Below are 11,589 nucleotides of genomic sequence, written 5' to 3'. Positions count from 1 at the left end.
AGAGTAGTTTATATCGATGTAACCTATGAAATAAAGACAAATACATCCAATTCCCAAAAAATAATGCCCGAGAACAAGGTCTCGAGCATCAGGGCGTATCACGGATCTATGAAAATGGTTCCAATTGCTTATGGACACAGTAAATCTACTCGATCCATTCGTGCTTTTCCCCGTCTTTTCCCGTATATTCTACACGGACGGGCGTAATTTCAAGCAGGACGTAATCCGGATCATCGGGACCGGTAAACCGCTTCTTGAATTCTTCCTTCCAGATCTGCTTACGCAGGGAGTCCTCAGCCGTTACTTTGCAGGTTCCTTCAATCTCCACAACCTCCCGCGATCCCCCGATTTCATAGCCCAGCAGCAGGGAAACGTGAGGGTTTTCCTCCAGTTCCTCGACTTTATGCGTCTTGCGGTCGGTGACCAGATGGATGCTGAGGCCCTGATTATATAAAGCCATATACCGCTGCTTCGGCCGGTTGCCTTCCACTGTGGCAAATGAGCAAAACTGGTTGTGATCCAGTATTTTGGCCAGATTTTGTTCCAGGATGATTTTCGCTTCCATCTCTAGATGATCCGCTCCTTTCTGCTTCGTGTTGTTCATGGGCACAGCCCGTACCCATAGTGTACCCTGTCCGGTATAGGATGAACCTTGGAACACGTCAGCTTTTATCCAAGAATAGGCATGACGTGCCCTGAATACCTTGTTATGATGGAGATACCGGCCGTCATCCGGCTTGTCCGCACCAAGAATTTAATACTGTAAAGGAGTTCCTCATGAAACGACTCATTTGGATAGGATGTCTATCCTATTTTCTGATCGGCCTGGCGCATGTCGTGCTGGGATCAGTCCTTCCCGTGCTGCTGGAGCATTATCACCGCGAATACAGCGAAGGCGGGACGCTGATCTTCACCCAGTTCGCCGGTTTTCTGGCCGGTGTGCTCGTATCCCCGTGGCTGAACCGCCGTTTTGGTAAAAGGGGCGGGCTGCTGATCGCCATCGGCCTGCTTACGGCCGCCGAGCTGGTCTATACCCTGCTGCCGCCTTGGGAATGGCTGTACGCCATTGCCGTGTGCGCAGGCTTTGGTTTTGGCATGATTGAAGCGGTGATCGGCACCATTATTATTGCGGCGATTACTGATAAAACCGCTGTGGCGATGAGCCGCCTGGAGGTCTTTTTCGGGGTCGGGGCCATGGTCATGCCGCTGATCGCAAGCGGATTCATTACGGAAGGATGGTGGAGGTTTTCGTTCCTCGTCATTTCGCTGATCGCACTCGTCACGCTGCTGTTCTGGTCGAAGGCCTCCTTCGGTGAAATCGATGCCGTGCTGAGCGCCAAAGGGCCTGCCGCTTCCGTATCCGGTCAAGAGCATGCCTCGGCCAAACGCTTCCCTTATCGAGGCGGAGCCTTCGGCATTCTCGTCCTCTTTATCGTATTCTTCTTTCTGTACGTCGGCACCGAGATGAGCCTGGCCAATTTTATGCCCGCCATCCTGATTGAGAAAATGGGCATGAAGGAAGCCGCCGCGGCGCTCAGCGTCACCTGCTTCTGGATCGCGATGTCCGTCGGCCGGATCTTTGCCGGCGTCGTCGCCGAAAAGATTCATTACCGGGTCTACGTGCTGTTCAGCTGCCTCATCACCCTGGTGCTGCTGATCGTGTTCCCGCTGATGGGCCAGGTATGGTCGGCTTTCGCGATCATCCTGCTGCTCGGGCTGTTCATGTCGGGGATCTTTTCGATTGCGCTCGTATTTGCGAGCAAGCTGCTGCAGGGCAGCGAAGAATCGACACCTAGCATTTTAATCGCCTCCGGCGGCGTCGGCGGAGCCATCCTTCCGCTTATCATGGGCTGGAGCCTGGACCATCTGGAAGTGAACCAGTCGGCTTGGATGCTCGCGGTGTTCACCGCCGGCATGGTCGTGCTCAGCTTTGCGGCTTTCCAGCTGCAGCGGCGGAAGCTGGTTCACCAGAGCGGACTGCAGGGGCCATCAGGTGCAGGAAAATAAGCCATTCAAATTAAAAGCGGGCCAGCCGGACCGCTTTTTTTTATTTTTGTATAACCCCTAAAAATATATTTACAGGTTATAAAAATACGGTTATACTCCAATTATAACTTGTAATACAAATTTTAGAGGTTATACAAAGGAGATGGATGACATGGAACTTCAAAAGCTTCCCTGGGCAGGCATTCGAGTGACGGCAGGAGACACATCGGTGGTCATTGACCCGCTTTATCATTTTCCGGAAAGATACGCCCAGTCTCACGAACCGCTCTTCCCGCTTAACGAATACGGCCCGGCAGATGCGGTGCTGATTACCCATGAGCATGCGGATCACTTTGATCCCCAGGCCATCATCGATGCCTTCGGGGCTGACATTCCCGTGTACCTCCCGCAGGAGAGCGTCCTCCTTGCCGAAAATAGCGGCCTGAACCGCGTAATCGGTGCTTCCGTCGGCGATGCCTTCCAAATCGGTGCGCTGAGCGCAGCCGCCACGTACTCCGTCGACGGGGTCGGAGACGTGCAGATCGCCTGGGCGCTGAGCGACGGCGAGCACCGCCTGCTCCACTGCGGAGATACGCTGTGGCACGGCTACTGGTGGAAGATTGCCGCGGCCCACGGCCCATTCGATGCGGTATGCCTGCCGGTGAACGGTGCCGTTCTGGAACGTCCTGATCGTCAGCCGCCCAGCGGCATGCCGATTACGCTGCTTCCGGAACAAGCGGCCGCGGCCGCACGCGTTCTCGGGGCCAAACGGCTGGTGCCGATCCACCATACCGCCATCCACCATCCGCCTGTATACCTGCAGACTCCCGATTGGCAAAATCGCCTGCGGGCTGCAGTTGGTGATACAATGGACATAGCATTCCTGAACACAAAGAAAACGATTACTCTATAAAGGATGACGCATCATGGATAAATCCCCTTCCCGCAACGTGCTGGGGGGCGCCCTGTGGATCAATCTCGCCAATACGGTGCGCATGCGGGAGCACCGGGTCACGGATATGCTGGAGGAGCCAGGTTATTTAGACGAATGGCTCCACGATAATGAATTGCACGGCTTGAACAATACCGCAGGGGCAGCTTCAGCTGTGACGCGGGAAGACCTGCTGCCCGAACTGCTCCGTCTTCGCGGCGTGTGCCGGCTCGTTCTAGAAGACCTGGACCATGGTGGTACCTTGTCGGATGAGGCATTCGCCGCCATGGAGGCGGAAGCTTCGCGGTTAGACGTGGCGCTTCGGGCTGAGCGGGATGCGCAGGGCACCCCCCTTCTCATCACCTACGGGCAAACCGCCGTCCAAGACGTGCTGTACCCCATCGTCCGCTCCCTGTTCGAGACGCTGGCAAGCGTATCTTCGGACCGCATCCGGATCTGCGAGCATGACGACTGCATCCTGCACTTTGTGGACACCTCCAAGAGCGGCAAGCGGCGCTGGTGCAGCATGGACACTTGCGGCAACCGCCATAAGGCGGCCGAATTTTATGCGAAGAAGAAGCAGAAGCGCGAGAACTAAAAAGCCAGGGTAGTCTGACAGACTTCCCTGGCTTTAGTCAAATGAACCTGTTGCGTTTCACTGCCCTTGATTTATATGGCGGACACTCTCCAGTTTAGCTCCTTTGTCCAACGACTTGTAGGAGTATGTCGATAAGTACGTTCTTCCGACCTCTAACAAGTTCCATGTGTTTTCATTATCGACTTTAATTTTAAATGCTCCTTCTTCTTTACTATGGGTTTTCTCGGCGACAATCCAATATGTCGAGCCAATGAGCTGCTTATCGAGTATCGTTATGTCCCCTCCACTGGATGATGGCCCGGTACATGCTGTCAACATACATATGAAAAGCCATGCTGCAATTATTTTTTTCAGGGCCCTCTCCCCCCGTTCCTGACTATTCAATACCTAACGATGCCACCAAACAGCCTATAATTTATAAACAATGATGTTTGCATAAAGTTGCCTTACAACTCGGATTTAAATGCTATAATGGCCTTAATTTAGGGCAAACCCATTACTTATAAGTACTATGAAAAGGAGCTCATACATATGGCTAATAAACGTTTGGATCATGTCGGCATCGTCGTACGGGATTTGGAGTCAACCATCCGATTTTATACCGAGATCGTGGGCCTGGAGCTGAAGGGCAGGCTGACGCACACCAACGGCGTGTTCCAGCTGGCGTTTCTCGGCTTCGGGGGCAGCAACGAGACGGAAATCGAGCTCATTCAAGGCTACAGCTACGACCTGCCGGCCGAAGGCACGGTGCACCATTTTGCGATCCATGTCGACGATATTCAGAAGGAATTTGAGCGGATTCAGGCGCTCGACGGCGTGGAGCTGATCGATCAGGAAATCGTAACCCTGCCCAACGGATACCAATACTTCTTTATCTATGGTCCGGAAAAAGAATGGATCGAATTTTTCCAGAGATAATCTGGAATCGGGCGGATGTCTGGACACCCCCATGGGGATGGACTATAATATGGGAGGAAAACAACCCGAAAACCTTATAGAATCCGGGGTGCTGGAATTGGCCGGCTGAGATTGTATCCCTTCAAGATACTGACCCTTTTAACCTGATCTGGGTAATGCCAGCGTAGGAAACCGTTTGTCACGGCATACAAGCCGTGCTAATCTTGCGCATATGAAGCGTCCCGTTTACGGGGCGCTTTTTTCATTCATACTAGTGAAAAACGGGATTACGCCTTGCGAATGCTTTCTATGATTCAGTCACTCAGATCGGCTTACGATTCTAAATATAACAGGGAGAGGGGATCACCGGTCGTTGCTTCCACAGAGAGAATAAGAACGGCCGGACATCAAAGGAGAGAGAAAGCCATGAAGAACAAATCGATCGGCTTGCTGCTGCTGGTCTGCATGCTCGTACTGGCGCTTGCCGGATGCGGCGGCAGCCAAAACAATACGGGCAGCGGAGAAGGCACATCCGCTTCCGACAGCACGGCAGGCCAGGACGACACTGCAGCGAAGCCGCTGAAGGACGTCAAAGTTGTCCTCGACTGGACGCCCAACACGAACCATACCGGACTCTACGTCGCCAAAGACTTGGGTTACTATAAAAACGAAGGCTTGAACGTCGAGATCGTGCAGCCGGGCTCCACCGGCGCGGACGCCATGGTCGCTTCCGGCAAAGCACCTTTCGGCGTTAGCTATCAGGAGAGTGTGACCCAGGCCCGCACGCAGGGCGTGCCGCTCGTCTCGATTGCCGCGGTCATCCAGCACAATACGTCGGGCTTTGCCGCACCGGTGGACCGGGGCATCAAGACGCCGAAGGATTTCGAAGGCAAAACCTACGGCGGCTGGGGCTCCCCTGTGGAGGAAGCCGTCATGGGCTCCATCATGGAGATCGACAAGGCGGACGTGAAGAAGGTAAAAATCGTCAACATGGGCGACGCCGATTATTTTACCGCCGTGAAGCGGGACATCGACTTCGCCTGGATCTTCTACGGCTGGACCGGAATCGAGGCGAAGCTGCGCGGCGAGCCGCTGGACATGCTGTATGTCAAAGATTATTCCGAGAAGCTGGACTACTACACGCCGGTTCTCGTAACGAACGAAAAGCAGATCAAGGACGACCCTGAGCTGGTCAAAGCGTTTATGCGCGCGACCGCCAAAGGTTACCAGTACGCGATCGACAAGCCGGAAGAAGCTGCCAACCTGCTGCTGAAGGACGTGCCGGACCTCGATAAGCAGCTGGTGATCGAAAGCCAGAAATGGTTAAGTCCTAAATATCAGGACGACGCAGCCCGCTGGGGCGAGCAGAAGGAACAAATCTGGAAGGGCTATTCCGATTGGATGTACGAGCACAAGCTGCTGGACAAGCCGCTGGACGTGAAGAGCGCGTACACGAACGACTTTTTGCCGGAACAGTAAGCCACATCTAACCTAAAATACACGTAATCTTATCAAGAGAGGAAGTTGATTCGCATGGCCAATACGCTGTTAAGCATTCAGGTGATCCCGAAGACGCCGGGCAACGAAGACTCTTACGCCTACGTCGACCGTGCCATTGAGGTCATTCAGCAGTCCGGCGTGAAACATGAGGTGCACCCGCTGGAAACGACGATGGAGGGCGAGCTGGAGGAGCTGTTGGACGTCGTACGCAAAATGCACGAAGCTCTGGTGGCCGCAGGCAGCCCGAGTATCATCTCCCAGGTCAAAATCGCCCATAATCCCGGCGGAATCAGCATGGACAAGCTGACGGAGAAGTACCGTCCATGAGAAGCTGGTGGAAAAACGTATGGCCGCCCCTCGTGGCGGTCATCTTCTTTTTGCTCGTGTGGCAGCTGCTGACCTCCCTGTTCCATATTGAACAATGGATTTTGCCTGCGCCGAGCGACATCGCCCGGGAAGCCGCGGCCGCTTCCGGCGGCTTGTGGGAGCATGTATGGGCCACGCTGAAGCTGACCGTGTTCGGCTTCGCCATCGGAACCGCCATCGGGCTGGTCATCGCACTGATTCTGCATTTGATTCCGTTTTTAAAACAGGCGCTGTATCCGCTGCTCATTCTAAGCCAAAATATCCCGACTATCGCCCTCGCCCCCCTGCTGATGATCTGGTTCGGCTTCGGCCTCCTGCCCAAGCTGATCGTCATCACGCTCGTCTGCTTTTTCCCGGTGGCGGTCGCCGCTTTGGGCGGCTTGAAGCAGACCGATCCCGTCATGATGAACTACATGCGCATGATCGGGGCGGGCAAGGGCCAAATTTTCGCCAAGCTGGAGCTGCCCCACGCACTCCCTTCCATCTTCTCCGGCATTAAAATCGCCGCCACCTACAGTGTCATGGGTGCGATTATCGCCGAGTGGCTGGGGGCCGACAAGGGCATCGGCTATTATATGATGCTGCAAAAATCGGGCTACCGTACCGACCGCATGTTCGTCGCGATCATGATCATCGTCGTGCTGAGCCTGCTGATGTTCGGGCTGATTGCGCTGCTCGAAAAATGGTTCGTCCGCTGGAAGCCGAAGCAGGGCTAGCGGGCTTGGCCGGAAAGGAGAAATACCGTGATGAATAAAGAAACCACGCCCGCGCTGGAGATCGTCTCCGTCAGCAAAAGCTTCAAAGAGAAGCGCCGGACGCTGCCGGTACTCAGCGACATCTCGCTGACCGTGGGCCAAGGCGAATTCGTGTCCATCATCGGACCGTCGGGAAGCGGCAAGAGCACGCTGCTGCACGTGATCGGCGGGCTGACCCGCCCGGATGCCGGCACCGTCCAGATGAACGGCGCCGAGGTGACCGGGCAGCAGGGGCATATCAGCTACATGCCGCAGCAGCCCGCCCTGTTCCCTTGGCGAACGATCGAGGACAATGTGCTGCTGGCCCAGGAGGTGCACGGCCCCGTCAGCCGGGAGGCCCGTGAGAACGCGCGGCGCTGGCTCGCCAAAGTCGGCCTGGCCGGCTTTGAGAAGGCGCATCCGCATACGCTGTCGGGCGGCATGCAGCAGCGGGCGGCCTTTCTCCGCGCGCTGCTCAGCCCGCAGGAGCTGATGTGCCTGGACGAGCCGTTCAGCGCGCTCGATGCGCTGACCCGCAGCGACATGCAGCGCTGGCTGCTCGACATTTGGGAAGAGAACCGCCGCTCGGTTCTCTTCATTACGCACAACATCGAGGAGGCGCTGCTGCTCTCGAGCCGCATTTACGTCTTCTCGAGCCGGCCGGCCGCAGTGCTGCACGCCATCGACGTGCCGTTTCCGCGCCCGCGGCGCGAGGAAATGACGGAAGCTCCCGAGTTTCTGAAGCTGAAGCGTCAGCTGAGCGAATGGATGCGCGAGGAGCAGCGAAAAATGCAGGCTGCACAGCAAGGAGGTTCACGCCAATGAGCGGCAACCACAGCGAAGTAAGCCCCGCAAACGGCCAAGAGATGGTCCTCGACCGGGCAGCGGCGGCATCCGCATCGCCGGCGGAGGCGAACCGGTCGCCGCTCGCGCCCTTGATCGATGCCCATATTCATCTCGATACTTATAAGAAGCACGAGACACAGGCGCTGCTAGGGAGTCTGAAAGATGCCGGCGTCGAAGCTGTCATCGGCGTGTCCATGGATTTGGCATCGAGCCAGGCCAATCTGAGGCTTGCCCAGACTTGGCCCGGGCAGGTCTATCCCGCCTTCGGCTTCCATCCCGAGCAGCCGCTCCCTGCTGACCGCGAGATCGACGCGCTCTTCGGCTGGATGGCGGAGCATGCGGATGACATGGTCGCCGTCGGCGAAGTCGGCCTGCCGTACTACTCGCGGCTGGAGGCCGCCGAAGCCGGGCTTCCTTGGGATAACGGACCGTACGAGGCGCTGCTTGAGCGCTTCGTACGTTTTGCCCGGGACCATGACAAGCCGATCGTGCTGCATGCCGTGTACGAGGATGCGGATATCGCCTGCGATCTGCTTGAAAAGCACGGCGTCTCCCGCGCCCATTTCCACTGGTTCAAAGGATCGGCGGACACCGTGCGGCGCATGGCGGATAGCGGATATTACGTCTCGTTCACGCCGGATATCGCCTATGAGGCGGAGATCCAGGAGCTCGCACGCCGGTATCCTGCCTCCCAGGTGATGACCGAGACCGACGGGCCTTGGCCGTTCGAAGGGCCGTTCACCGGTCAGATAACCCATCCCCGCATGACCGCGGAGGTGGCCCGCGTATGGAGCAGCATCCGTGGCGTCCCCCTGCCGGAAGCCAGGGCGCTGCTGCATGCCAATGCCTGCCGTTTTTACGGCCTTCCGCGCTAAATCAAAAAAGGGTCTGCCCGCTACGGACAGGCCTTTTTCTTTTCCCTCTCCAAATTCAATTTCACCTATCTTCGGGTGTTATCCGCCAACGAGCGCCTCTCCGGTTTCAAGCAGCGTCTTTAAGCCTGAAAGCACAATCGGAAATCCCCTTTCAACAATTTTTGCGGTTTCAGCGGCTTGGTCCAGTCCATCATGCACAACGGTGACGAGGGTTACGCCCATAAGCTCTTCATGTGAACCGATCTCCCACGTAATGCGTATCGGGGGCTCGTGTTTCGCCCCCGGAAACGCAACATACCGCCAACTCATCACGAGTTTACTCGGAGGGTCGATGTCGAGAATGATTCCTTCCGCCCTCTTCTCTTCCCCGTTCCATAATTCGAATGGGGACTCGATTTGCCAATCGGAACGGATGGCGCAATGGTGCCAAAATTTTGACGTCTTGGCCGGATCCGTAATCGCTTGCCAAACCTGTTCGGGGGTTGCCTTAATCGCGATCCGACTTACATGACGGGGGTTGTTTTCCATTTTCATTTCACGCTCCAGTTCAAAAAAATGTTTTGTTTCGCTTGACACGTTACTTTTTGGTAACATATGATGAGGGTATCATAAGTGACTTTATAGTCACATGATAGCGCAAATGGATTTGTTTGTCAGCCGGCGGCATGCAAATCGCATAAAAAATGAATGGGAGCTGATCTTCTATATGACTGAACAGATGATGGACACTCCACAACATGAGGTAGACCGCCTTGATGAGGCAGGGATTCCGCCTATGCAGCTGCATCACATTGGGTTTAAAACGGCAAGGTTTCTGGAGATGCGGGCGTTCTATCGCACCTTCCTCGGGGTCACACCGTCCCTGGAAGTGGAGGGTATCGGTGGTTTTTACACCTTCGATCTGGCTCACCATCGCCTGGTCCTCTTTCATGATCCCGCATGTATCGAGCAGGTACCCGCAAGCGCGGGCATGCATCATGTAGCATTCATCTACAGCATTGACGATCTCATGCGGACGTACCAACGTCTGAAACACAAGGGGCTGCTGCCGTACATGGCGATGAACCATGGTCCAAATACGTCATTCTATTACCGCGATCCTGACAACAATGCCCTGGAACTCCAAGTCGACAACTACGGACCTGACTTGCTCAAGGGTCTGGAAGCCATGCGCGCGCTTCAGCAATGTTCCAATCCCATCGAAGCACTTGGAGTCATGGTGAATCCGGACACCTTTTTGAAAGCTTGGCAGGAGGGAGCAACACTCACGGAGTTACACGAACGTTCCTACGCGGGCGAATTTGCCGAAGGTGCACCTTCGATCCCAGTATAAAGGCTGAAGTCGGAGAAAAAAGTGTACTGTAAACACAGAGGAGGATAAAAGCAATGAGCAGCATTCAGAGTATTGTTGATCGCTTCGAGATCGAAGCGCTGCGCGGCGAGTTCACCGACTCGGTGATGATGCGCGACCCCGACCGTCTAGCGTCATTGTTCACGGAGGATGGCGTGTGGCGGATTCCGGGTGCGGGCGTTGAACTCACCGGCCGGGAGCAGATTCGCGACGGAAGCAAGCGGCTGCAAAGCCAGTGGGATTTTTTCGTGCAAACCACACACCCGGGCACGATCCAGATCGATGGCGATGCCGCGGCCGGCCGTGCCTACATCTCTGAGCTCGCCCGCCTGCAAGACGGCAGGAGCGGACTGAACTACGCCGTGTACCATGACCGCTACCAGCGCACAGAGGACGGCTGGAAATTCGCCGAGCGCGTCTACGAGGTCAGATACCTCGACACCACACCGCTTTCGGGCTCGGCGCAAATCGAATCACATGAGTAGAAATCGATGTTCCCGGCGCCCCGCAGCGGGGCGCCAGCTTTTAAAGTGCAAGTATCCATTCGGGGCGGATTGGCTTATCAAGGGTTGAAGGTGATGCCTCGTCTTAATACAGCTTCTGCTTGTTTTCAATCCGCTTGGTATCCAGATTCAGTTCCTGATAATAGATCATGTTTTTGTCCACCTTGGTCACGTTGAAGATAACGCCGGTCTTCCTGGACGTTTCGGTACCCTTCACCACGGTGACAGTCTGAGCGAACACCTCGTCCGGTTCCGGCACGGCTTTCAAGGAATCTACGCTGATCTGGCTTTGGTACGTATTCGAATGCTTATCGAAATACTCCGTAGACCGAATGAGCCTGCCATCCTCGTCCCATCTGGGCTCGCCGAAGGTGTTCAGCACAGCGTAAGGCTTCAAATCTCCGGTATAGTAAAGTTCCGACTTATATCGCTCGGGATTGCGGCTCGTTACCCGGTTGACGATAAAGTAAGGCCCTGTAGGGCTTAGGGATACGCTTGACTCCTTGGCGCTGTATGTATGCTTGATGACGAGCTTTTCTGTTTTCGCCTGATCGTCTCCGAAATAGACCTCAAAGCTGTTGCTGGCCGTCGATTTAATGTATACGTATTTTTGGGTGAGCCGGGAATAGCTCAAGCTTTTCACAGTCCCCGTGTTCGTCAGAGCCTTCATCTGATCGGCAAAAGAGGCGTTACTCCCCTGCGCACCCTGCTCCGCTGTTCCAGCTGCCCCACCTGATGAATGCCCGTTCTCCGCATGACCAGGCTTTCCTGCCTCCTCGCCGGCGCTGATGGGAGCTGGAGTCCTTCCAAGGCCGTCATTCAAGCCGCCCGGTTCCGTGCAACCCGCCAAAGCCAGAAGCATACAGCATCCCGGCAGTACCAATTTGAATCTTGTCCGCATGTATGGCTGCTCCTTTTCCATAAAATGATCATTTCTATATCTTTCAATCTGGGATAAGCGATTATAAGCATTATAGAGACCCCTGCTTGTCTATAAAAGGG

The 11,589-nt window shown here is 55.4% G+C and carries 14 protein-coding genes and 1 riboswitch; of the genes, 11 read left to right on the top strand and 3 right to left on the bottom strand.

All coding sequences use genetic code 11. The features are described 5' to 3' along the window. Positions 1-145 precede the first annotated feature (145 nt). Positions 146-604 carry a pyridoxamine 5'-phosphate oxidase family protein gene (locus ABID47_RS19555; protein ID WP_240913336.1) on the bottom strand — a complete coding sequence of 153 codons (459 nt, stop codon included), beginning with the start codon at positions 602-604 and terminating at the stop codon, positions 146-148. 95 nt (positions 605-699) lie between these two features. Here ABID47_RS19555 and ABID47_RS19550 point away from each other — a divergent pair, with 95 nt between their 5' ends. From ABID47_RS19550 to ABID47_RS19510, 9 genes are all read left to right on the top strand, one after another. Continuing rightward, positions 700-2,007 (top strand): MFS transporter, encoded by a 1,308-nt coding sequence (locus ABID47_RS19550; protein WP_354499712.1) that lies wholly within the window; start codon positions 700-702, stop codon positions 2,005-2,007. Positions 2,008-2,158: 151 nt separating this feature from the next. Continuing rightward, complete coding sequence (locus ABID47_RS19545; RefSeq protein ID WP_354499229.1) at positions 2,159-2,899, top strand: MBL fold metallo-hydrolase; 741 nt, start codon at positions 2,159-2,161, stop codon at positions 2,897-2,899. A gap of 13 nt (positions 2,900-2,912) precedes the next feature. After that, complete coding sequence (locus tag ABID47_RS19540) at positions 2,913-3,515, top strand: CGNR zinc finger domain-containing protein (protein ID WP_354499227.1); 603 nt, start codon at positions 2,913-2,915, stop codon at positions 3,513-3,515. A gap of 531 nt (positions 3,516-4,046) precedes the next feature. Then, complete coding sequence (locus ABID47_RS19535) at positions 4,047-4,433, top strand: VOC family protein (RefSeq protein WP_089549216.1); 387 nt, start codon at positions 4,047-4,049, stop codon at positions 4,431-4,433. Positions 4,434-4,507: 74 nt separating this feature from the next. Then, positions 4,508-4,620: riboswitch (TPP riboswitch) on the top strand. Between the two features lie 218 nt (positions 4,621-4,838). Beyond that, complete coding sequence (locus tag ABID47_RS19530) at positions 4,839-5,891, top strand: ABC transporter substrate-binding protein (RefSeq protein WP_354499225.1); 1,053 nt, start codon at positions 4,839-4,841, stop codon at positions 5,889-5,891. A 54-nt stretch (positions 5,892-5,945) separates the two neighbouring features. After that, on the top strand, positions 5,946-6,239 hold the full coding sequence (locus ABID47_RS19525; RefSeq protein ID WP_076172706.1) for a thiamine-binding protein: 294 nt from the start codon (positions 5,946-5,948) through the stop codon (positions 6,237-6,239). Continuing rightward, complete coding sequence (locus ABID47_RS19520) at positions 6,236-6,994, top strand: ABC transporter permease (RefSeq protein ID WP_076172705.1); 759 nt, start codon at positions 6,236-6,238, stop codon at positions 6,992-6,994. Before ABID47_RS19525 ends, ABID47_RS19520 begins: the two co-directional genes overlap by 4 nt. A 30-nt stretch (positions 6,995-7,024) precedes the next feature. Beyond that, entirely contained in the window at positions 7,025-7,837 is an 813-nt protein-coding gene (locus tag ABID47_RS19515; protein ID WP_354499222.1) for an ABC transporter ATP-binding protein, read from the top strand. Positions 7,838-7,878: 41 nt separating this feature from the next. Beyond that, the gene (locus ABID47_RS19510; protein WP_435530651.1) at positions 7,879-8,733 is read left to right on the top strand and encodes a TatD family hydrolase; all 855 of its coding nucleotides are present in this window, start codon (positions 7,879-7,881) and stop codon (positions 8,731-8,733) included. A gap of 78 nt (positions 8,734-8,811) precedes the next feature. Here the strand turns inward: ABID47_RS19510 and ABID47_RS19505 are convergent, their stop codons facing one another. Further along, entirely contained in the window at positions 8,812-9,327 is a 516-nt protein-coding gene (locus tag ABID47_RS19505) for an SRPBCC family protein (RefSeq protein WP_354499218.1), read from the bottom strand. A 46-nt stretch (positions 9,328-9,373) separates the two neighbouring features. Here ABID47_RS19505 and ABID47_RS19500 point away from each other — a divergent pair, with 46 nt between their 5' ends. Both ABID47_RS19500 and ABID47_RS19495 read left to right on the top strand, forming a co-directional pair. Further along, positions 9,374-10,066: a VOC family protein gene (locus ABID47_RS19500; RefSeq protein ID WP_354499216.1), complete on the top strand. Its 693-nt coding sequence runs from the start codon at positions 9,374-9,376 to the stop codon at positions 10,064-10,066. 53 nt (positions 10,067-10,119) lie between these two features. Continuing rightward, positions 10,120-10,569: a nuclear transport factor 2 family protein gene (locus tag ABID47_RS19495; RefSeq protein ID WP_192716035.1), complete on the top strand. Its 450-nt coding sequence runs from the start codon at positions 10,120-10,122 to the stop codon at positions 10,567-10,569. 103 nt (positions 10,570-10,672) lie between these two features. On the opposite strand, the gene ABID47_RS19490 is transcribed toward ABID47_RS19495, so the two are convergent. Continuing rightward, entirely contained in the window at positions 10,673-11,488 is an 816-nt protein-coding gene (locus tag ABID47_RS19490; RefSeq protein WP_354499214.1) for a hypothetical protein, read from the bottom strand. Positions 11,489-11,589: the final 101 nt, after the last annotated feature.

This window comes from Paenibacillus favisporus (genome assembly GCF_040545415.1).
Lineage (GTDB): Bacteria > Bacillota > Bacilli > Paenibacillales > Paenibacillaceae > Paenibacillus_AQ > Paenibacillus_AQ favisporus.
This window is presented reverse-complemented; position numbering and strand designations above follow the sequence as displayed.